Annotated in this window: 23 protein-coding genes; 15 read left to right on the top strand and 8 right to left on the bottom strand. The window is 59.7% G+C overall.

Going from position 1 to position 19964, the window contains the following annotated elements:
• The first annotated feature begins 34 nt into the window (after positions 1-34).
• Positions 35-1279: a cytochrome P450 gene (locus tag FHX16_RS15585; RefSeq protein WP_183859222.1), complete on the top strand. Its 1245-nt coding sequence runs from the start codon at positions 35-37 to the stop codon at positions 1277-1279.
• Positions 1280-1352: 73 nt separating this feature from the next.
• On the opposite strand, the gene FHX16_RS15580 is transcribed toward FHX16_RS15585, so the two are convergent.
• Positions 1353-2687, bottom strand: a complete 1335-nt coding sequence (locus FHX16_RS15580) for a dicarboxylate/amino acid:cation symporter (protein WP_019279768.1) — start codon at positions 2685-2687, stop codon at positions 1353-1355.
• A gap of 240 nt (positions 2688-2927) precedes the next feature.
• Here FHX16_RS15580 and FHX16_RS15575 point away from each other — a divergent pair, with 240 nt between their 5' ends.
• Both FHX16_RS15575 and FHX16_RS15570 read left to right on the top strand, forming a co-directional pair.
• Positions 2928-4790: a sensor histidine kinase gene (locus FHX16_RS15575; RefSeq protein WP_183860702.1), complete on the top strand. Its 1863-nt coding sequence runs from the start codon at positions 2928-2930 to the stop codon at positions 4788-4790.
• Entirely contained in the window at positions 4787-6145 is a 1359-nt protein-coding gene (locus FHX16_RS15570; RefSeq protein ID WP_183859224.1) for a sigma-54 dependent transcriptional regulator, read from the top strand. Before FHX16_RS15575 ends, FHX16_RS15570 begins: the two co-directional genes overlap by 4 nt.
• 68 nt (positions 6146-6213) lie before the next feature.
• Here FHX16_RS15570 and FHX16_RS15565 read toward each other — a convergent pair whose 3' ends face one another.
• From FHX16_RS15565 to FHX16_RS15555, 3 genes are all read right to left on the bottom strand, one after another.
• Positions 6214-6558 carry a cupin domain-containing protein gene (locus FHX16_RS15565; RefSeq protein WP_183859226.1) on the bottom strand — a complete coding sequence of 115 codons (345 nt, stop codon included), beginning with the start codon at positions 6556-6558 and terminating at the stop codon, positions 6214-6216.
• A 3-nt stretch (positions 6559-6561) separates the two neighbouring features.
• Entirely contained in the window at positions 6562-7845 is a 1284-nt protein-coding gene (locus FHX16_RS15560; protein ID WP_259129404.1) for an O-acetylhomoserine aminocarboxypropyltransferase, read from the bottom strand.
• 109 nt (positions 7846-7954) lie between these two features.
• The gene (locus tag FHX16_RS15555) at positions 7955-8383 is read right to left on the bottom strand and encodes a CoA-binding protein (RefSeq protein ID WP_183859230.1); all 429 of its coding nucleotides are present in this window, start codon (positions 8381-8383) and stop codon (positions 7955-7957) included.
• A gap of 104 nt (positions 8384-8487) precedes the next feature.
• On the opposite strand from FHX16_RS15555, the gene FHX16_RS15550 reads away from it, so the two are divergent.
• Both FHX16_RS15550 and FHX16_RS15545 read left to right on the top strand, forming a co-directional pair.
• Entirely contained in the window at positions 8488-8817 is a 330-nt protein-coding gene (locus FHX16_RS15550; protein ID WP_183859232.1) for a hypothetical protein, read from the top strand.
• A gap of 410 nt (positions 8818-9227) precedes the next feature.
• Positions 9228-10064 (top strand): DMT family transporter, encoded by an 837-nt coding sequence (locus FHX16_RS15545; protein WP_259129401.1) that lies wholly within the window; start codon positions 9228-9230, stop codon positions 10062-10064.
• On the opposite strand, the gene FHX16_RS15540 is transcribed toward FHX16_RS15545, so the two are convergent.
• Entirely contained in the window at positions 10065-10898 is an 834-nt protein-coding gene (locus FHX16_RS15540) for an enoyl-CoA hydratase (protein WP_183859236.1), read from the bottom strand.
• Positions 10899-10971: 73 nt separating this feature from the next.
• Here FHX16_RS15540 and FHX16_RS15535 point away from each other — a divergent pair, with 73 nt between their 5' ends.
• From FHX16_RS15535 to FHX16_RS15500, 8 genes are all read left to right on the top strand, one after another.
• Positions 10972-11403, top strand: a complete 432-nt coding sequence (locus FHX16_RS15535; RefSeq protein WP_183859238.1) for a PaaI family thioesterase — start codon at positions 10972-10974, stop codon at positions 11401-11403.
• A 224-nt stretch (positions 11404-11627) separates the two neighbouring features.
• On the top strand, positions 11628-12092 hold the full coding sequence (gene rplM, locus FHX16_RS15530; protein ID WP_183756857.1) for a 50S ribosomal protein L13: 465 nt from the start codon (positions 11628-11630) through the stop codon (positions 12090-12092).
• A gap of 2 nt (positions 12093-12094) precedes the next feature.
• Complete coding sequence (gene rpsI, locus FHX16_RS15525) at positions 12095-12562, top strand: 30S ribosomal protein S9 (protein ID WP_183756858.1); 468 nt, start codon at positions 12095-12097, stop codon at positions 12560-12562.
• Positions 12563-12697: 135 nt separating this feature from the next.
• Positions 12698-13000 (top strand): putative quinol monooxygenase, encoded by a 303-nt coding sequence (locus FHX16_RS15520; protein WP_183859240.1) that lies wholly within the window; start codon positions 12698-12700, stop codon positions 12998-13000.
• A gap of 97 nt (positions 13001-13097) precedes the next feature.
• Entirely contained in the window at positions 13098-14057 is a 960-nt protein-coding gene (speB, locus tag FHX16_RS15515; RefSeq protein ID WP_183859242.1) for an agmatinase, read from the top strand.
• A 63-nt stretch (positions 14058-14120) separates the two neighbouring features.
• On the top strand, positions 14121-15053 hold the full coding sequence (gene argC, locus FHX16_RS15510; RefSeq protein ID WP_183859244.1) for an N-acetyl-gamma-glutamyl-phosphate reductase: 933 nt from the start codon (positions 14121-14123) through the stop codon (positions 15051-15053).
• Between the two features lie 15 nt (positions 15054-15068).
• Positions 15069-15860, top strand: coding sequence for a sulfite exporter TauE/SafE family protein (locus FHX16_RS15505; protein WP_183859245.1), 792 nt, complete (start codon positions 15069-15071; stop codon positions 15858-15860).
• A 101-nt stretch (positions 15861-15961) separates the two neighbouring features.
• Positions 15962-16738 carry a DUF4239 domain-containing protein gene (locus FHX16_RS15500; RefSeq protein WP_183859247.1) on the top strand — a complete coding sequence of 259 codons (777 nt, stop codon included), beginning with the start codon at positions 15962-15964 and terminating at the stop codon, positions 16736-16738.
• Positions 16739-16753: 15 nt separating this feature from the next.
• On the opposite strand, the gene FHX16_RS15495 is transcribed toward FHX16_RS15500, so the two are convergent.
• The gene (locus tag FHX16_RS15495; protein ID WP_114712294.1) at positions 16754-17161 is read right to left on the bottom strand and encodes a DoxX family protein; all 408 of its coding nucleotides are present in this window, start codon (positions 17159-17161) and stop codon (positions 16754-16756) included.
• Between the two features lie 166 nt (positions 17162-17327).
• Positions 17328-18218 (bottom strand): aminoglycoside phosphotransferase family protein, encoded by an 891-nt coding sequence (locus tag FHX16_RS15490; protein ID WP_183859249.1) that lies wholly within the window; start codon positions 18216-18218, stop codon positions 17328-17330.
• A 289-nt stretch (positions 18219-18507) separates the two neighbouring features.
• Between FHX16_RS15490 and FHX16_RS15485 the strand changes: the two genes are divergently transcribed.
• On the top strand, positions 18508-18651 hold the full coding sequence (locus tag FHX16_RS15485; protein ID WP_183860776.1) for a hypothetical protein: 144 nt from the start codon (positions 18508-18510) through the stop codon (positions 18649-18651).
• Between the two features lie 7 nt (positions 18652-18658).
• The gene (gene dapA / locus FHX16_RS15480) at positions 18659-19570 is read left to right on the top strand and encodes a 4-hydroxy-tetrahydrodipicolinate synthase (RefSeq protein ID WP_183859251.1); all 912 of its coding nucleotides are present in this window, start codon (positions 18659-18661) and stop codon (positions 19568-19570) included.
• 162 nt (positions 19571-19732) lie between these two features.
• Here the strand turns inward: dapA and FHX16_RS31550 are convergent, their stop codons facing one another.
• A complete protein-coding gene (locus tag FHX16_RS31550; protein ID WP_183859253.1) occupies positions 19733-19942 on the bottom strand; it encodes a hypothetical protein in 210 nt (69 codons plus the stop codon).
• Between the last annotated feature and the right edge of the window lie 22 nt (positions 19943-19964).

Below are 19964 nucleotides of genomic sequence, written 5' to 3'. Positions count from 1 at the left end.
TTCGAGGCTTGGCAAATCCGCTAAGCCTCGAAGCATGATGATCCCACCTTTTCTTTCCATCGATCCTGCCACACGCCACGTTTCGCTCGACGCCAGCAATCCGGCGTTCTACAGCGACCCGAACGCGGCCTATGCCGCTCTCCACGCGCACTGTCCCACATTCTATTGGGAGCAGCAGAAGCAGTGGTTTTTCACAGGTTACGACCACGTCAACGGCTTGCTGCGCGATCGCCGTTTCGGCCGCCAGATCCTGCACATCGCAAGCCGTGAGGAACTCGGCCTTCCCGAGCCGGACCAGCATCTGGCGAATTTCGACCTGGCCGAACGGTACTCCTTGCTCGAACTGGAGCCGCCCGAGCACACGCGTCTGCGTACACTCGTCAACCGCGCTTTCGTCTCTCGCCACGTCGAGAAGATGAAGCCTGAGCTTGCCGAGCTCGCCAGCAAGCTTATCGACGGCTTCGAGAAGAAGAGCGAAGTCGAGCTGCTTTCGGCATTTGCGGACGTTATTCCGGTAACGATGATTGCCCGCATGATCGGCATTCCGGAGGAGATGGGACCGCAGCTTCTGAAATGGTCGCACGCCTATATCCGCATGTACCTATTCGGTCGCACGCGAGAGGACGAGGATGGCGCCGAACGGGCGGCGAAGGAGTTCTCCGACTATGTGAAGACAGTCATCGCCGAGCGCCGAGCCAACCCTCGGGACGACCTGTTGACCCACATGATCCATACGGAACACAAGGGGCAATACCTGACCGAGGACGAACTCGTCTCGACGACAATCGTGCTGCTCAATGCCGGTCACGAGGCGACGGTCCACCAGATCGGCAATTCAGTCCGCATTATCCTGGAGAGCGGGCACAATCCGGCGGACCTTTTTAAGGACGAGGAGACAACCGAACGAGCCGTGGAAGAGTCTCTGCGTATCTGCGCACCCGTTCACATCTTCCAGCGATGGGCGTTGGAACCGGTCGAGATCGACGGCATTTCGTTCAAGCGAGGCGACAAGGTGAGCCTCATTCTGGCGGCAGCCAATCTCGATCCGACGAAATACGACGATCCGCTTACCTTCAAGCCCGACCGCAACGAAGCGCCTAACCTGTCGTTTGGCGCCGGCATCCATTTCTGCATCGGGGCGCCGCTGGCGCGGTTGGAATTGAACGTCGTCCTACCAATTCTCTTCGAGCGGCTGCCTGGACTGAAACTTGCCCGGACGCCCGTCGTAAAAGATGTCTATCATTTCCACGGTTTAGATCGCCTCGACCTTGCTTGGTAGGTCAGCAATGGAAAAGTCCGCGCCCCGGAGGACGCGGACCTTTTTCGTCGCTTTTGAAAGTCAGGCGGTGAAGCTATTCCGCCGCCTGCAGCGCCGGCACTCCATCCAGCGGCTCCTGCGGCAGCTTGCCGGCCATCGCGGCAGCAAACTTCGTCTGGTCAAGTTCATTTTCCCAGCGGGCGACCACAACCGTTGCGACGGCGTTGCCGACAAAGTTCGTCAAGGCGCGGCACTCCGACATGAAGCGGTCGATACCGAGGATCAGCGCCATCCCGGCAACGGGAACCGAAGGCACCACGGAAAGCGTTGCGGCGAGCGTGATGAAGCCGGCGCCGGTGATGCCGGCAGCGCCCTTGGAGCTCAACATCGCGACCAGCAGAAGCAGGATCTGGTCTGCCAGCGTCAGCGGCGTGTCCGTCGCCTGAGCGATGAAGAGCGCAGCAAGCGTCATATAGATATTGGTGCCGTCGAGGTTGAAAGAGTAGCCGGTCGGAATGACGAGACCGACGACCGAGCGCTTGCAACCAGCCTGCTCCATCTTGGCCATGAGACCGGGAAGTGCGGCTTCCGAAGACGACGTGCCGAGCACGAGCAGCAGTTCTTCCTTGATATAGCGGATCAGCGCGAGGATCGAGAACCCATTGTAGCGGGCGACCGCACCCAGAACGACGAGCACGAAGAGCAGCGACGTCAGGTAGAAGGTGCCGATCAACATTGCCAGATTGGCGATGGAGCCGATGCCATATTTGCCGATGGTGAAGGCCATGGCGCCGAACGCGCCGATCGGAGCGGCCTTCATCAGGACTGCCACCAGCTTGAAGACCGGTGCCGTCAGGGCCTGCAGAAAATCGACAACGGGACGGCCGCGATCGCCGACCATGGCAAGCGCGATGCCGAACAGGACAGAGAAGAACAGCACCTGCAGAATATCGCCGTCGGCAAAGGCGCCTACGATCGTGTTCGGAATGATGTTCATCAGGAAGCCCGTGACGGTCGAGTCATGAGCCTTTTCCGCATAGCTTGCGACGGCCTTGGCATCCAGCGTCGCCGGATCGATGTGCATGCCTGCACCCGGCTGTATGACGTTGGCGACCAGCAGACCAACAGCCAGTGCCAGCGTCGAAAAGACGAGGAAGTAAAGCATTGCCTTGCCGGCGACGCGCCCAACCTTCTGCAGGTCGGACATGCCGGCGATACCTGTAGCAACCGTCAAGAAGATGACGGGGGCGATGATCATTTTGACGAGCTTGATGAAAGCATCGCCGAGCGGCTTCAGAGCCGTGCCGATGTCGGGATAGAAATGACCGAGCAGGATGCCAGCGCAGATGGCGGCAAGAACCTGCACGTAGAGAAGCCGATAAAAAGGAACCTTGCCGCGTGGCTCCGCGACCGGAAGTGCTGCACCCATGATGTCCTCCATGTGCCCCAAAACCAAAAGCGGCCTCCCGGGGCGATTTGCGTTACCAGTCAACAGCCACGCTGGCTGTTTGGTGAGGTTTTGCAACATGCGTGCCAACTCCGATGCGGACGTCTAAGTGATTGCTTCCTAATCTCTTTTTTTATAATGACCTACGCAACCTCAAGCGAACGAGCGTATTTTCGCACAAATTGATTTGACGGGAGTGCGGAATTACGCACAAGTTAGATGATGCTTCAGTCGGCACCGACCACTGGTTTTGGCTCCCTCGACCGCGTCCGCCGGCGCGCACGACGCCTGTGGATTCTGTTTGCCTCCATTTCGGCTGTGCTCATCGTTGCCGTGCTGTTTGGCGCGGAGGCTTATGGGCGTCGCTCCGCCATTGACGCGATCGCGGGCCAAGGTCGGACCGACGCCAGCCTGAAAGTCGCGCTCCTGAACGCAGTCCTGGAGAGGCCACGCGCGCTGCCGTTGCTTCTTGCCGAAGACCAACAAGTTCTCGATGGCCTTTCGTCCAAAGGCGGCGATGCGATCGACATATTGAACCGGAAGCTCGAGCGGCTGGTCACGGGAACGCAGGCCGCCGTGCTCTACGTCATCGGCCCCAACGGCATTGCGGTGTCCTCGAGCAATTGGCGGGAGCCCGTCAGTTTCGTCGGCAACGACTACACATTCCGCGACTACTTCACAAAGGCGATGGAGGACGGAACGGCTGAGCATTTTGCCCTCGGCAGTGTCAGCAAGCGCCCGGGCCTCTACATTTCTCGCCGCGTGGGAAGTGCGGCAGCGCCGCTCGGCGTCGTCGTGGTCAAACTTGAGTTCGATCGGCTTGAGAGCGACTGGCGCGACACACATCGCCCTGTCTATGTCACGGATGATCGCGGCGTCGTTCTCATCACCAGCATCCCCTCCTGGCGCTTCATGATGAACAGCGCTGTGCCGCAGGCTGACCTTGCCGCCATCCGCAACAGCCTGCAGTTCGGCGATGCGCCGCTGGCGACGCTGCCGGTCATGCGCCCTCGGCCCGTTGACGCCGAGGCGTCGCTCGTTTCCGCCGTGCTACCGGGTAGCGGCGAAGGCGAGTATTTGCGCCTAACGACACCCGTTCCCACTACGCCTTGGCATCTCGAATACCTTGTACCCACTGATGCGCCAGTTGCGGCGTCCGTTCGCGAAATGCGCCTGTTGTCACTGGCCGTTCTTCTGCCCGTTCTCGCAATCGCGGCGTTAATTCTGTGGAGGCGCCAAGCGGCAGCAACCAAGATCGCGGAAGAACAGGGCATGCGCGAAGAGCTGGAGCGACGGGTCACCGCGCGAACCGACGATCTCAGCCGGGCACGCGATCGTTTGCAGGCCGAAATCTCTGACCATAGAGAGACGGAAGCGAGGCTGCAGGTCGTTCAGCAGGAACTTGTGCAGGCGAACCGGCTCGCGATCCTGGGACAGGTCGCGGCAGGCGTCGCGCATGAGATCAACCAACCGGTCGCGACGATACGCGCCTATGCAGACAATGCCCGGGTGTTCCTGGAGCGCAAGCAGACCGCCCCCGTGGACGACAACCTCGAAGCGATTGCCGGCCTCACCGAACGGATCGGCGCGATTACCGACGAGTTGAAGGCATTCGCTCGAAAAGGTCGCGTGGCGCCGGAGCCTGTGGAACTGCGTGGCGTTATCGATGGGGCGGTGGTTCTGCTGAAAAGCCGATTTGCCGGTCAACTGAATGCACTCAGCATCCGGCTGCCGCCAGCGGGCCAATGTGTGCTCGGCAACCGCATTCGCCTTGAGCAGATTCTAATCAACCTGTTCCAGAACGCCTTGGAAGCGCTCGACGGGCGCGCGGACGCGAAGGTCGATGTCTCTGTTACCGAGACGGATGACGAGGTTGCGATCGACGTCGCCGACAACGGCCCCGGTATTTCGCCCGCTATCCTGAAATCGCTCTTTACGCCGTTCAACACCTCCAAGGAAAAAGGCCTTGGTCTCGGTCTCGTTATTTCGAAGGACATTGTCGCCGACTATGGCGGCCGCATCGATGTGACGAGCGACGAAACCGGAACCTGTTTTACGGTCCACCTGCGGAAGGCCAAGGCATGAACGATGCGACGCCGATCTTTCTAATCGATGATGACAAGGACTTGCTGCGCGCAACCAAGCAAACGCTCGAACTCGCGGGTTTTTCGGTTTCCGCCTTTTCCGACGCCGGCGAAGCCCTGGCGACTTTGAACCCGGATTTTGCAGGCGTTGTCGTTTCCGATATCCGCATGCCTGAAATCGACGGCCTCCAACTCTTCAGCCGCGTACGACGGCAGGACGAGGATTTGCCGGTTATCCTGGTCACCGGCCACGGGGACATTCCGATGGCGGTCAAAGCCATGCAGGATGGCGTTTACGACTTCATCACGAAACCCTTCGCGACGGACCGGCTCATTCAGAGCGTGCGGCGTGCTGCCGAAAAGCGCCGTCTCGTGATGGAAAACAGATCTCTGCGGAAAGCGACAGACGAGGCGCGCGATGACCTGCCGCTGATCGGCCAGACGCCGGCGATGGAACGGCTGCGCCATACCTTGCGGCAAATTGCCGACACCGATGTCGACGTGCTCCTAATGGGTGAAACCGGCAGCGGCAAGGAAGTCGTGGCAAGCCTGCTCCACCGCTGGAGCCGGCGCGCATCTGGTAATTTCGTTGCCCTGAACTGCGGAGCGCTGCCGGAAAGCGTTGTCGAAAGCGAACTTTTCGGACACGAACCCGGCGCTTTCACCGGCGCGCAAAAGAAGCGTGTAGGCCGCATCGAATATGCGAGTGGCGGAACGCTCTTCCTCGACGAGATCGAGAGCATGCCGCCGGCAACGCAGGTGCAGATGTTGCGCGTGCTCGAAATGCGCGAGGTTGCGCCGTTGGGCACCAACGAGGTCCGACCCGTCGATTTGCGGGTCGTCGCTGCGTCCAAGATCGATCTCGGCGATCCCCGCCAACGCGGCGACTTTCGCGAAGATCTCTATTACCGCCTCAATGTGGTGACGATCTCTATTCCGCCACTCAAGGAGCGCCGAGATGACATTCCGCTTCTCTTCGGTTACTTCGCCGAGCGTGCCGCGAACCGCTTCAAGCGCGACGTGCCCACGATCCCTTCATCGATCCATCGCCACCTGCGGGAGTACGACTGGCCCGGCAACGTGCGCGAACTGTCGCATTTTGCCGAACGGTTCGTGCTCGGCGTCGGGCAGGTCTCAGATCGTGCGGCAGCAGAACCGGTAACGGATGGAACCCTATCGCTCCCGGACCGGCTCGAACGCTACGAAGCCCACATCATTCGCGAAGCTTTGAACGCCAACGGCGGCGACGTCCGCCGCACGATCGCGGACCTCGGCATTCCTCGGAAAACATTCTACGACAAGCTCCAGCGCCACGGCATCGTCCGTAGCGATTTCGCATCTTCCGACAGCAGCTAGCTCTGTCAAAACCAGCCAAGATCAGCGGCGATACCCTTCGGCATATCCACTATTCCGCTACCCTGAAATCAGAGCCGGATGACGTAGTCCTTGCGAGTTATTTCAACGACTTCCCATGTTCCCTTAAAGCCGGGCCTGAGGATCATCCGGTCGCCGGCACGAAGATGCACGGCCTCGCCACCGTCCTCCGTGACGATCGAGTAGCCCGAAAGCACGTTAAAATATTCCCACTCAGCATAAACGATGCGCCACTTGCCAGGCGTCGCCTCCCATATGCCGGAATAGAGGCCGCCATCGGCCTCCTCCAGATTCCAGGTCCTGAACTGCGGGTCGCCGGCCAATATCCGGTCGGCATCGGGGGCGCCGAATTCCGGTTCGACGTCGTCGATGTCAAAAGTCAGGTAGCTTGCCATGGCTCAGATCTTCGCCAGCGATTGCTCGAGATCGGCGATGATATCCTTCACGTCCTCGATCCCGATCGAAAGACGAACGACATCGGGACCGGCACCGGCGGCGATCCTTTGTTCATCCGTCAATTGCCGATGCGTGGTCGACGCCGGGTGGATCACCAGCGAGCGCGTGTCGCCGATGTTCGCGAGATGCGAGAACAGTTCCAAACCCTCGACGAGAGTCTTGCCTGCCTCATAGCCGCCCTTGACCCCGAAGGTGAACACTGAGCCGGCACCTTTCGGAGAGTAGCGCTGCTGCAGCGCATGGTTAGGATCATCTTCGAGGCCCGCATAGTTCACCCAGGCGATCTTGCTGTGCGCCTTCAACCACGTTGCAACCGCGATCGCGTTGTCGCTGTGACGCTGCATGCGCAGCGGCAACGTCTCGATGCCCGTCAGGATCAGGAACGCATTGAAGGGCGAGATGGCAGGACCAAGATCGCGCAAGCCAAGCACGCGGCAAGCGATGGCGAATGCAAAATTGCCGAAGGTCGAGTGTAGCACCACGCCATTGTATTCCGGGCGCGGGCTGGAAAGCATTGGGTAGTTGCCGGATTTCGACCAATCGAAGGTTCCGCCATCGACGATCATGCCGCCCATGGAATTGCCGTGACCGCCGAGGAACTTCGTCAGCGAATGCACGACGATGTCGGCGCCGTGTTCGATCGGCCTAATGAGATAGGGGCTGGCCATAGTATTATCGACGATCAGCGGCAGGCCATGCTTGTGTGCAACCGCCGCGATCGCCGCAATGTCGACGAAGGTGCCGCCGGGATTGGCGAGGCTCTCGATGAAGATTGCCCGTGTCTTGCCATCGATCTGACTTTCGAAGCTCGCCGGATCGGCGGAATCCGCCCAGCGAACCTGCCAGCCATAATTATCAAAGGCATGGCCGAACTGGTTGATAGAGCCGCCGTAGAGCCGCTTCGCAGCCACGAAGTTTTCGCCGGCACGCATGAGCGTGTGGAAGACGACCACCTGCGCCGCATGGCCGGAAGCAACGGCGAGTGCTGCGGTGCCACCCTCGAGCGCCGCGACGCGCTCTTCGAGTACCGCCTGGGTCGGGTTCATGATGCGGGTGTAAATGTTGCCGAATTGCTGCAAGCCAAAGAGAGCGGCCGCATGATCCGAATCGTTGAATACATAGGCGGTCGTTTGATAGATCGGCGTGGCGCGCGCGCCGGTCGCGGGGTCCGGCTGAGCTCCCGCATGCACTGCCAACGTATTGAAACCCGGACCGTTCTTGGCCATGAAGCCCTCCCCTTCGGTTGATCGAATGGCGGCGAGCATAGCCGACGGTCGCGAAAAGTTAATCGCGTTCTATTTCAACCCAGGCACGTTATTTGAAAAATCCACCCACTCAGCCGATAAGCCGCGGATATTCGATGGCCGGGCAGCGATCCATGACGACCTTGATGCCGGCTGCCTCAGCCTTTGCCGCTGCCGCGTCATCGCGGACGCCAAGTTGCGCCCATATCACCTTCGGCCGCGGGTTCATTGCCAATGCCTCGTCCACTACGCCTGATAGATATTCCGAGGCCCTGAAGACCTCTACCATGTCGACTGTTCCAGGGACGTCGGCCAGCCGGGCGTGAACCGGCTGGCCCTGGATCTGCTTGCCTGCCTGCCCCGGGTTCACCGGGATGACTTTGTATCCCCTGGACAGCAGATACCCCATCACGCCGTTACTCGGTCGGGCGGGATTGGGCGAAGCGCCCGTCAGGGCAATGGTCTTCACGGAACGCAGAATGTCGAGGATGTAGTCATCCTCATATCTATCGTGATTCAAGAACGTCGACCTCCAATAACAATCGCGTTTACGTGGCAATTCGCTGAAACCACCAGCTAGTTTGCGCGTATATAGGAACTAGGGCTCCTAAGGAGGTAGTTTCCATGAAAAAATTCGTTGTTGTAATCGCCTTCGTCATGGCGGCCTCTCCGGCGCTTGCAATCTCCCGATATAATTCGCTCAGTATCAGCTGCCAGGCGGCGCGCGCCTCGATCCATAACGAGGGCGCGGTGATCCTCCGGTATCCGTCAAAGCGGGTGAGCGGCATGACGTTGTTCGACCGTTACATTCGCGACAGCACCTATTGCGACGCCCACCAATATGCTGAATGGACGACCATCCCGACGAAGGACAACCCGAGGTGTCGCGTGCTGAATTGCCAGAATATCGACAACTTTGACGGGATGTTTCTCGCCCCTTATAACACGCTATGAAACAGCATGGCTCCAGAGCAAAATCATGATCCACGAGCCTGCGAATACAATCGCGCCCGGCGCTTACCCGTTTAGGGATCGACCGATTCCGTGACGGCTTTGTCACACTGTTGTAAAATTTGCGGCGACCCAGCTTCGCGCACCATCATTGTTCTATGTATATCCCGTATATGTTCGCATATGTTCACGCGTATGTTAGAGACGCCTCATAGTTGAAATGACGGCTGGGCGATGAATACCTCTGGTGTACGTTCCTCTTTTTGGTTGGGGGCCACACGGCATCTTCCGGTTGCCGCGGGGCGCAGGAGCTGCTCGAACGCTATTCATCACGTCATCGAACGGGATTGCTTTTTGCCAACAGCCGCGTAACAAGCATCCAGCGATCAGTTTTCACACCATTTGGTGGTTTTTTGCCTCTCCACATCATCCTACTCGTTCTGTTTGGTGCTCTGCTGCACGCAACCTGGAACGCCATGATCAAGGCGGGCACCGATAAGTCGCTGGATGCAAGCCTGATATCGGCTGGCGGGGCAGTCTGCGCGCTTCCGTTTCTGCTGTTCCTGCCGTTGCCGAATTCGGCCGCATGGCCCTTCATCGGCGCTTCGGCTATTCTGCAGTTCGTGTATTTCCAGCTCGTCGCCGGCGCCTATCGCGCGGGCGATATCGGCCTTGTCTATCCGCTCATGCGCGGGTGCGCGCCGCTCCTGATTGCGGCCACCAGCGGTTTCATCCTGAACGAAACGTTGTCGACAGGTGCCCTCATTGGCACGATGACGATCTGCGCCGGCATCCTGACACTGGCCTTCGAAGCACGAAAAGGCGGCGGGCACGCCATCCGGCTGGCCCTAGCGAATGCCTGCGTGATTGCGACCTATACCTATGTCGACGGAATCGGCGCCCGCATCTCCGGCAATGCGGTGTCCTATACGCTATGGATGTCGCTGCTACCGCCGGTACTGCTATTCGCCTGGGCCATCGTCAAGCGCGGTAGCGTCGCAGTCGCCGTGCATGTCCGCTACAACTGGTGGCGTGGTCTGATTGGTGGCGGCGGATCTATCGCCTCCTACGGTCTCGCGCTTTGGGCGATGACCAAGGCGCCGGTTGCGACCGTTGCCGCGCTGCGCGAGACGTCGATCCTCTTTGCGCTGCTTATTTCCGTGATCGTGCTGAAGGAAAAGGCCAGCCCGTGGCGCTATCTCGCCGGCGCGATCATCGCGCTCGGCGGGCTGGTCCTGAAACTCGGCTAGCTATTCGCCCGTCCACTGCGGCATGCGCTTGGAAAGGAAGGCTCCGATTCCCTCTTCGGCATCGGCCGTCAGCATATTGTCGACCATGACCTGAGCGGCATAGCTGTATGCCTCCTCGATCGGCATTTCGAGCTGGCGGTAGAATGCCTCCTTGCCGATCTTCAGCGTCAGCGGCGATTTGCTTGCGATGACGGAGGCATATTTGGTGACGACCTGAGTCAGATACTGCTTCGGCACGATGCGGTTCACGAGCCCGAAATCCTTGGCGGTCGAGGCGTCGATCGTCTCACCGGTAAGCAGCATTTCCATTGCCTGCTTGCGATGGGCTGCCCGCGAGACTGCCACCATCGGTGTCGAGCAGAACAGGCCGATATTGACGCCGGGGGTGCAGAAGGTCGCCGTATCGGTGCAGATCGCCAGATCGCAGGAAGCGACAAGCTGGCACCCGGCAGCCGTTGCGAGGCCGTCGATCTCGGCAATGACAGGTTTTGGCAAGCGTGTGATCTCCAGCATGAGATCCGCAGCCAGCGCAAAGGTTTCCTCAAAGAATGCCTCGCCGTTGTCCTCATCGGCGCGATGCGCGGTCAATTCCTTGAGGTCGTGGCCGGCAGAAAAGACATTGCCGGTCGATGCGATGATGACCACGCGAACGGCAGCGTCTTCGGCGGCGCTCTGCAGTTCACCGATCAGGGTTTCCATGACGGCGATCGAGAGCGCATTCGCAGGCGGATTGCTGAGCGTCAGCCGCAGCACGCCATCGCTCAATTGCGGGATGACGAGCGCACCCTCACCCGCTTTGCTCGGGTCCTTCCGAAAGGATACGACTTCGGCCATGGTCTAACTCCCTGCATTGTTCTTTCGTGCTAATTGTTCTGCCACAGGCGACAAGCAATTTCGAGGCAAACTCATGCAGCCAATCATGACGATCGATGAGCTTCACCGTTTTTTGGACACGGATTTTCCTCAGATCCACACAGACGGGCGCGTGTTCACGATCACTGCGATCAGCCCAGGTAGCGTCTCGATGCGGCTCGACCCCAGCGAAAGGCATTTGCGACCCGGCGGCACCGTATCCGGCCCCGCCCTCTTCACCTTGGCGGATGTGACAGCCTATGCGGCAGTGCTCGCGCATATCGGACCGGTGGCTCTGGCTGTTACCACCAATCTCAGCATCAATTTCCTGCGCCTGCCAAAGCCAAGACCGACGACCTGCACCTGCCGAATTCTCAAGCTCGGAAAGCGGCTCGCGGTCATCGAGGCATCGATTTTCCAGGAAAATGCGGATGAGCTGATCGCCCACGCAACCGCCACTTACTCGATTCCGCCCCGAGAAATATGAGGTAACATGATACCACACGTATAACATATTGATTTTGCTTTAATATTTTTACGCTCTCGCGATCCATCGTCATTGACCGCACAGCCCTTTGTCTTTATACACACCGCCAGAAATGCAGCCTTTCCGGGCTGCTTTCTTTTTGGTGCGTCTTCGGCCCACCAAACCAAGCAACAAGAAACGCCCTCTCGCCTTCGGGCCGAGGGATCCAAAAGAGAGTAACTACTATGGCAACTTTCTCCCAGAAGCCTGCAGAGGTGGAGAAGAAGTGGGTCATCATCGACGCCGAAGGGCTGGTCGTTGGCCGTCTCGCTTCCATCATCGCTATGCGTCTGCGCGGCAAGCACAAGGCAACCTTCACTCCCCACGTTGACGACGGCGACAACGTCATCGTCATCAATGCCGACAAGGTCGTATTCACCGGCAAGAAGTACTCCGACAAGGTTTACTACTGGCACACGGGTTACGCCGGCGGCGTCAAGGAGCGTACCGCTCGCCAGATCATCGAAGGCCGCTTCCCGGAGCGCGTTCTCGAGAAGGCCGTTGAGCGCATGGTTCCGCGTGGTCCGCTCGGCCGTCGTCAGATGAAGAACCTCCGCGTCTACGCTGGTTCAAACCATCCCCATGAAGCACAGCAGCCTGTCGCTCTCGACGTCGCCAAGCTGAACAAGAAGAACGTAAGGAGCGCCTAAGAATGGCTGACCTCTCCTCCCTGAAGGATCTCGGCACGGCTACCGAAGCTTCGGCTCCGGCACACGTCCGTAAGGTCGACTCGCTTGGCCGTTCCTACGCGACCGGCAAGCGCAAGAACGCCGTCGCCCGCGTATGGGTCAAGCCGGGCTCCGGCAAGATCATCGTCAACGGCAAGGAATTCGCGGAATACTTCGCACGCCCGGTTCTGCAGATGATCCTGCGCCAGCCGATCGTTGCTGCTGCCCGCGAAGGCCAGTTCGACATCGTTGCAACGGTCGCCGGCGGCGGCCTTTCCGGCCAGGCCGGTGCTGTTCGCCACGGCGTTTCCAAGGCTCTCACCTACTTCGAGCCGGGCCTGCGCTCGGTCCTGAAGAAGGGTGGCTTCCTGACCCGCGACAGCCGCGTCGTTGAACGCAAGAAGTACGGTAAGGCCAAGGCCCGCCGTTCGTTCCAGTTCTCCAAGCGTTAATCGCTTCGGACTATGGAAATGCGAAGGCCGGGCTCTTGCCCGGCCTTTTCTTTTGGCCGCCGCTTGAAGCCGCTCGTTCCCTTGCCAGTTCTACCGCATTCCAGGCGCTTCAAGCGCGTGCCAAGGGAGGCAGGAATGACCAAGCAAGCAATCTATGTCGAACTGAAAGCAAAGTCCGGCAAGGAAGAGGAAGTGGCCGCGTTCTTGAAAAGCGCGCAGGCACTTGTCGAACAGGAACCCGGTACGGTGACGTGGTTTGCCGTTCGGTACGACCAGAGCACGTTTGCCATCTTCGATGCGTTCAATGATGAGGCCGGTCGGCAAGCACATTTGAACGGCAAGGTGGCCGCAGCGCTGATGGCACGAGCGGCTGAACTGCTTGCCGAGGCGCCGCAACTGAAGACTCCCGAAGTGCTGGCGGACAAGCTGCCACGGTAAAACCAGCTTGGCCGAGCGACCGGCACCGTTTTGGCCTTTCGGTTTGAGATTCGTTTCTGGTAGGCATAGGCACAGCACACCCCTCAAGGAGCATCTCTTGGCCAACAAGTCGATCGACCACGCCTTCACGGCAACGAGCCTGACATCGGCAGCCACCGACCCGACCTTCGCCGGAGCGCTGTCGTTCATGCGACGTCGCTTCACCAAGGACCTGACTGGCGCAGATGCCGTTGTCTGGGGCATCCCCTTCGATGCCGCGACCTCCAACCGGCCCGGAACACGGTTCGGGCCGCAGGCGATCCGGCGCGCCTCGGCGATCTTCGACAACGACCCGCAATATCCCTTTAACCGGGATCTCTTTGCCGAGATGGCCGTCATCGACTACGGCGACTGCCTCCTCGACTACGGCAACCACCCCGAGACGCCCGCGGCAATCGAGCGGCAGGCAAAGACCATTGTCGACAGCGGCGCCTTCATGCTGACCCTTGGCGGTGACCATTTCGTCACCTGGCCGATCCTGAAGGCGCATGCAGCCAAGCACGGGCCGCTGGCGCTCGTCCAGTTCGATGCTCACCAAGACACCTGGTTCGACGACAACAGGCGGATCGACCATGGCTCGTTCGTGGCGCGGGCTGCGCGGGACGGCATCATCGATCCTGACAGGTCGATCCAGATCGGTATCCGCACGCATGCGCCAGAGGATTTCGGCATTCATATTCTTTATGGTCATCAGCTTGAAGAGATGAGTGCGAGCGATATCGCCTCGACGATCATCTCGCATACCCGCGGTGCGCCGGCCTATCTGACCTTCGATATCGACTGCCTTGACCCTGCCTATGCGCCCGGCACCGGTACACCCGTATCCGGCGGCCCCTCGAGCGCCAAAATTCTCTCGGTTCTGCAGCGTCTGCACCAGTTGGACATCAGGGGCGGCGACGTCGTTGAGGTGTCACCGCCCTATGACCACGCGGATATCACTGCCATTGCGGGGGCGACGGTCGCGATGTATATGCTTGGCCTACATGCCGAGCGCCGCGCGAGCGCGTCACACGGCTGACTCATCCCTCTTACAAAATGATTCCGGACTTCTTTCTAACCTATTGAAAGTGTGAGCGAGACAATGGCACCGAAGATCTTCATCGATGGCGAACACGGCACGACGGGCTTGCAGATCCGCACGCGCATGGCCGGCCGTCGCGATGTCGAACTTCTGTCGATCCCGGAAGCCGAGCGTCGCAACGCCGCGATGCGCGAGGATATGCTGAACAGCGCCGATGTCGCGATCCTCTGCCTGCCGGATGATGCTTCGAAAGAAGCCGTGCAGATGGTCTCCGGCAACAACAACGTGCGGGTCATCGACACCTCCACCGCCTTCCGTGTCAATCCTTCCTGGGCCTACGGCTTTGCGGAGATGGACAAGGAGCAGGCCGAAAGGATCAAGGAGGCGCGCTTCGTCGCCAATCCGGGCTGCTACCCGACCGGTGCGATCGGCCTCATTCGGCCGCTGCGCGCCGCCGGCATCCTGCCCGATGGCTATCCGGTCACCGTCAACGCAGTTTCCGGCTACACCGGCGGCGGCAAGCAGATGATCGCTCAGATGGAAGATCCGAGCCGCGACGATGCGATCTCCGCTCCGCACTTTCTTTACGGATTGACGCTGACGCACAAGCACGTGCCCGAGATGAAGATCCACGGTCTTCTGGACCGCGCGCCGATCTTCTCCCCGTCCGTCGGCAAGTTCCCGCAGGGAATGATCGTTCAGGTGCCGCTGCATCTCGACGATCTTGCCGAGGGCACGACGCTCGAAGGCATCCATGCCGCTCTTGTCGCCCACTATGCCGGCCAGGAGATCGTGACAGTTGTGCCGCTGGACGAGACCCGCAAGCTGCCCCGCATCGATGCAGTCGAGCTTGCCGGCGAGGATACGATGAAGCTCTTCGTGTTCGGCACGCCCGGTGCTTCGCAGGTCAACCTCGTTGCTTTGCTCGACAACCTCGGCAAGGGTGCGTCGGGTGCTGCCGTCCAGAACATGGACCTCATGCTCGCCTCCTAATTTCGGAACCAATCGATGTCGTTTGATACGCTGCTGGCGAGCACGAGCGCGTGGTTTGTCGCCGCCTTGCCGGATCACGGCATTCTGTCGCTCATTGCCATTGCCTTGATTGCCGGGCTTGCGCGCGGCTTCTCCGGATTCGGTGCAGCGCTGATCTTCGTTCCGCTGGGTGGAGCCATCATCGGCCCAAAGCTGATCTCGCCAGTCCTGCTTGTCATAGACGGACTGGCAACGCTCGGTATGATCCCACCTGCCTGGCGCAGCGCTAACCGCCGTGAAGTCTTCACGATGGCTGCAGGCGCATTCCTTGGCGTACCGGCCGGGACGGCGACGCTCGCCTTGATGGATCCACTTTCACTGCGCTGGGCGATTACGGCAGTTGCCGTTTGTCTGCTCGCACTACTTGTTTCCGGTTGGCGCTACCACGGCGAACCACGAATGCCGCTCACGTCCCTGACAGGTCTCATTGCGGGCCTTTTCAGCGGCGCAGCGCAGCTCGGCGGGCCGCCGGTCGTTGCCTACTGGCTCGGCGGCAAGACCGATTTTGGCCGGGTCCGCGCAAACATCATTCTCTATTTCGCGATTTCAACTTGCTTCAGCGTCGTCAGCTACTACTTCGGCGGACTTTTCGTTGACGCCGTCTTTGCACTGACCATTGTTATCCTGCCGAGCTACGCCATCGGCCTCTATGCCGGCTCGAAGCTGTTTGGGCTCGCCAAGGAGAGCACGTTCCGGACGATCTGCTATCTGCTGATCGCGGCCTCCGCCATATTGGGAATGCCAGCGCTCGACGAGATCCTGCGATAGCTCGACGCCCTCGAAGCGATAAAGCCGCGCTGTGGTGCAACCATCGTTGATCAAAATTCGTCCGCCCCCTAAAGTCACCAGTGACCTTTGGGGGAGCGCGCATGAGTGCCGTTGTCTTTTTTGGCATTGCCTTTGTTGGCGGGACGATCGTCGTAACGCTCAGCTTTTATTTTCTGATGCGTCTGATCATGGGCGGCGATCCGACCGGTAAGGACAGGGAACTTGCCGGCGCCGTCGTCATGCGCATCTCGTCATTGCATGCGCTCATCCTCGCTCTCGTCTTCGCGCAGGAGATGATCGAGTATCAGCAATTGAAGTTCGAGAGCGTCACCGAAGCGAACGCCATTGCCGATATATATTTCGATGCCAACCGTTACGGCGCCGACGATAAAGCCGCCCCCATCCAGCAAGCGCTCTTCGAATACGTGCAGATCGTTGTCGATGAAGAATGGCAAATGCTTGGACGAACCGGGCAGCTCTCTCCGACGGCTTGGAACAAATGGGACAATGTCTACCAGCGGGTGCTCGACCTGACGCCAACCAACGCGCGTCAACAAAGCATTCGCGAACACATGCTGATCGACGTCCACAGCATCGCTGAGTCACGGGATAAACGCGAAAACAGCGGCACCGACTCCATCAGCAGCATCTTCTGGTTCGCAGCAGTCTCGGGCGTTGTGTTCATGGCACTCGGCTACTATCCATATCCGCCCGATGCACGAAACCTGCTGCTGCTGTCGGTGCTCGGCGCGTTCACAGGCATCATCCTCTTCTTCATCTACGCGTTCTCTGACCCGTACAATCCGCCGGCTACCCTGAAGCCGACGGCGTTCGAACGCCTGCTCGACGAATTGGCGACACCACCCGCCTCCGGATAGTGCGACCGTCCATTGCTACCGAGCCAGAAGCGGGGACCGCGTCCTGACGACCAGCGTGTCTCCCGGACCGTGGACGGCAGCAAATAGCAATCCGGCCAGGAAGGTGAAGTGATCGATAAAGAAGCCAAACTCTGCCTGATTGCCACTCCAGTGGCTCGGGCCGTGGAACGCAAAGGCCAGAAACACGACGTAGATACCCGCAAGGAAGGAAGCTTCCGAAAAGAAGGCTCCCGTCAGGAAGGCCAGCGTCAGAGCCAGTTCGAAGAAGGCCGCCACCCACGCCAGAAAAAGCGGGAATGGAAAGCCTGCCGCAGCGATATAGCTTGCGGTGGATTGCATATCCATGAACTTGAAGCTCATGGCCATCGCGAAAACGGCGCCAAAGATCAGTCGCGCCAGCAGAACTGCAAATGTCTTGCTCATGTCATCTCTCCCCCGGCCGAAGCCGTTCAGCAAAATTGTCGAGGCTTCCGGCTACCACATCAACTCTGGGCGATGCCTTCAGCCTTCGCCCAAAGGACGCCGCCGGATGCTCCCATCCGACAAGCCGCGAGCATTATTTCTTCTGGCGAGCCGACACTGCGTCATGTCAGGCCCAAGCCAAGTGATCGGCCAGCACGTCTTCAATGACTTGCCAGGACTTCTTGATGTCTGCGGGATTTGCGCCCGCCATGCCGGCGGCGACTATCAGGGCCTTCCACAACGTCCAACCGCGGCCCCTCGCCCAGGTGCCCGGATCCAGCGCACGGGCTTTGCGAAAAACCTGCCGGCTCTCTCCCGCAAAGAGGTGCCAGGTGATTGCCAGGTCGCAAGCCGGGTCGCCGACGCCGGACGTCCCAAAATCGATGACGGCATCGAGCCGTCCGTCCTTGACCAGAAGGTTGCCGTAAGCAATGTCACCATGGAACCAGACCGGCGCGTTCTGCCATGAAGTCGACAGCGCGAATTCCCAGACCTCCGTTGCAGCTCGTGTATCGATCCTGCCATCCAGGCGAAAAAGCGCTTCGCGCGTTTGCCCGTCGTACACATCCAGCGATCCGCCGCGAAAGAAGTTATGCGGGCCGGGCGGCGGTCCTCCAGTCGCGTCTGCTGCCTGCAGTGCATCGAGGAAGCCGGCCAATGTGCCGGCGAATTCTTTCAGGTCGTCAATGCGTTCCACCAGCGCCGTCTCAACATCACGCCATTCATAGACGGACCATGGCCACGGGTAGCTCTCGTCCGGCCGTCCCATCGCCAGCGGCACGGGTATGGGCAACGGCAGCTGCGATGCAAGGATCGGGAGCCATTGCTGCTCCTTGGCGACCTGATCGGCGTAGTGAGCAGCGCTCGGCAGCCGAACCGTCATGCCGGCGCCCAGATGAAAGGTCCTGTTGTCCCATCCGCCAAACTCAACCGGTCTGATTGGCAGAGCGGACCATCTTGGAAATTGCGTGGCAATCAGCCGACGCACCAGTGCCGTATCGATTACCGGGGCATCCATTATCCTGGCACTCCTTCTACGGGCATATTGTTCGGGTTTCGCCGCCGAGATCAACCATCGGTTTGCCTTCGGCTCCTCCGACGTTGAATCAAGTTCCTAAGAGGATGATTCGGAATCTTGCGACAACTATCTGCAATTTCGGGAATTTTATCTGAAGCGGTCAGCTTTGGCCTGCCCCCTTCCTTTATGTGATTTCTATATGTCCGCGCTCGCAGCCGAATGGAATTCCTACCGTGAGCGGCGTTAGCCTTCCCAGGAAATGCGAAGGTTGAATGCCATGCGAGACTTCATGCTATCGAACGCTCCAATCGCCCGCCCGCGACGCACGACACCGAAACGGCAAATGCGCGAACGACGAACCGCTCAGGCGCTGGTGCTGTTCGGCCTCGTGCTAGCCGCGGTCGAACTCTACGTCATCCTCGGCAGCTTCTGAGCAGAGTATGCCCGCAGACAGAACATTGCGCCTCGGCCCCACAACGACGGCGCTTGTCACACCGTTTCGGGAGGGAGCGGCCGATCTTTCCACGCTGGAGCAACTCGTAGAGTGGCAGATCCAAAGTGGCGTTGACGGGCTTGCGGTCTGCACACCGACCGGCGAAGGGGCGACGCTCACCAGAAGCGAGCGCGCCGCAGTTATCCTTACCTGCGTCCGGGTTGCCGCTGGGCGTGTTCCCGTGATTGCAGCAACCGGTACAAATGCGACCGCAAGCACGATCGCCTTGACACGCGATGCCGAAGAACTGGGTGCGGCGGCGGCCCTCGTCACGCTACCCTACTATTCAAAACCGGGTCAGAAGGGGATCGCCAGTCACTTCGCTCAGCTTGCCTTCGCAACCAGCCTCCCGCTGATCGTCGAGAACAATCCGCTCCGCACGGCCATCGATATGACGTTACCGGCGCTGAAAGCCCTCGCCGATATCCCGTCAGTCATCGGCTTTCTCCTTGCCGACGGCAGCGGCGCTGCACGTGCCCTGCCGCCGGACTGGCGTCAGCGTTTCTTGCTTCTTTCCGATTGCGACGCAACCGCACGATCCTTTCTGAGCACAGGCGGCAGCGGCGTCATCTCCGCCGGCGCAAACCTGTACCCACGTCTCTATGCGTCGTTGCAGCAGGCGGCCTGCGGCGGCAATCTGCCGGCTGCGCGCTTGCTCGAGGACAGGTTGGCTCCGCTAACAGCCGTGTTGGGCGCAGATGCAGACCCAGCTGCGATCAAACACGCCCTGCAGACCTTGCGGTTGATTGATCCGGAGGTTCGTCTGCCACTCCTCGCCGTCGATGCTAACGAGAAGCAGTCGATATCGCAAGCCATGCTGCGCGCTTCCGATGCTCACGATTCGTACTTATCTATATGATATTTTTATATTTTCTCCTATCAAGACCAATGGAAGACGCATGCGGGTGCCATTAGCTTCATGCATGTGGCACTGCCCCGAGGGGCAGAAGACAATTCGAAAGGAAAATCGATGCCTTCTCTTCAATCTGCTTTCAAAATCGAGCCTCTCCAACGTCAAAGTTCAGCACGCTTTACCATTGGCCAGGATCGAAACGGTCGCTGGGTCGTACAGGACCGTCAGGGGCTCGTTGGAGGCGTATTCATCAGCGAGCACGCCGCCCGTCATTTTGCAGCAGACGAGTGTGATCATCACCCCGAGCAGATCTGCCGCGCAGCCGATGGCATTATCTTGCCGTTCACAGCGCTCGACCGCGGCGACAACGATATCCACTAATACGACCTTCGCGGCGGCG

The sequence above is a fragment of the Rhizobium sp. BK661 genome (assembly GCF_024808825.1).
In the GTDB taxonomy this organism is placed as follows: Bacteria; Pseudomonadota; Alphaproteobacteria; order Rhizobiales; family Rhizobiaceae; genus Rhizobium.
The sequence above is the reverse complement of the archived record's forward strand: the minus strand, read 5'-3'. Positions and strand labels throughout refer to the sequence as shown.

What these genes read in the sequence shown, in the direction of transcription:
- FHX16_RS15585 (WP_183859222.1), top strand. Translation starts at nt 35, where the DNA reads ATGATGATCCCACCTTTTCTTTCCATCGATCCTGCCACACGCCACGTT.
- FHX16_RS15580 (WP_019279768.1), bottom strand. Translation starts at nt 2,687, where the DNA reads ATGGGTGCAGCACTTCCGGTCGCGGAGCCACGCGGCAAGGTTCCTTTT.
- FHX16_RS15575 (WP_183860702.1), top strand. Translation starts at nt 2,928, where the DNA reads ATGCTTCAGTCGGCACCGACCACTGGTTTTGGCTCCCTCGACCGCGTC.
- FHX16_RS15570 (WP_183859224.1), top strand. Translation starts at nt 4,787, where the DNA reads ATGAACGATGCGACGCCGATCTTTCTAATCGATGATGACAAGGACTTG.
- FHX16_RS15565 (WP_183859226.1), bottom strand. Translation starts at nt 6,558, where the DNA reads ATGGCAAGCTACCTGACTTTTGACATCGACGACGTCGAACCGGAATTC.
- FHX16_RS15560 (WP_259129404.1), bottom strand. Translation starts at nt 7,845, where the DNA reads ATGGCCAAGAACGGTCCGGGTTTCAATACGTTGGCAGTGCATGCGGGA.
- FHX16_RS15550 (WP_183859232.1), top strand. Translation starts at nt 8,488, where the DNA reads ATGAAAAAATTCGTTGTTGTAATCGCCTTCGTCATGGCGGCCTCTCCG.
- FHX16_RS15540 (WP_183859236.1), bottom strand. Translation starts at nt 10,898, where the DNA reads ATGGCCGAAGTCGTATCCTTTCGGAAGGACCCGAGCAAAGCGGGTGAG.
- FHX16_RS15535 (WP_183859238.1), top strand. Translation starts at nt 10,972, where the DNA reads ATGCAGCCAATCATGACGATCGATGAGCTTCACCGTTTTTTGGACACG.
- rplM (WP_183756857.1), top strand. Translation starts at nt 11,628, where the DNA reads ATGGCAACTTTCTCCCAGAAGCCTGCAGAGGTGGAGAAGAAGTGGGTC.
- rpsI (WP_183756858.1), top strand. Translation starts at nt 12,095, where the DNA reads ATGGCTGACCTCTCCTCCCTGAAGGATCTCGGCACGGCTACCGAAGCT.
- FHX16_RS15520 (WP_183859240.1), top strand. Translation starts at nt 12,698, where the DNA reads ATGACCAAGCAAGCAATCTATGTCGAACTGAAAGCAAAGTCCGGCAAG.
- argC (WP_183859244.1), top strand. Translation starts at nt 14,121, where the DNA reads ATGGCACCGAAGATCTTCATCGATGGCGAACACGGCACGACGGGCTTG.
- FHX16_RS15505 (WP_183859245.1), top strand. Translation starts at nt 15,069, where the DNA reads ATGTCGTTTGATACGCTGCTGGCGAGCACGAGCGCGTGGTTTGTCGCC.
- FHX16_RS15500 (WP_183859247.1), top strand. Translation starts at nt 15,962, where the DNA reads ATGAGTGCCGTTGTCTTTTTTGGCATTGCCTTTGTTGGCGGGACGATC.
- FHX16_RS15495 (WP_114712294.1), bottom strand. Translation starts at nt 17,161, where the DNA reads ATGAGCAAGACATTTGCAGTTCTGCTGGCGCGACTGATCTTTGGCGCC.
- FHX16_RS15490 (WP_183859249.1), bottom strand. Translation starts at nt 18,218, where the DNA reads ATGGATGCCCCGGTAATCGATACGGCACTGGTGCGTCGGCTGATTGCC.
- FHX16_RS15485 (WP_183860776.1), top strand. Translation starts at nt 18,508, where the DNA reads ATGCTATCGAACGCTCCAATCGCCCGCCCGCGACGCACGACACCGAAA.
- dapA (WP_183859251.1), top strand. Translation starts at nt 18,659, where the DNA reads ATGCCCGCAGACAGAACATTGCGCCTCGGCCCCACAACGACGGCGCTT.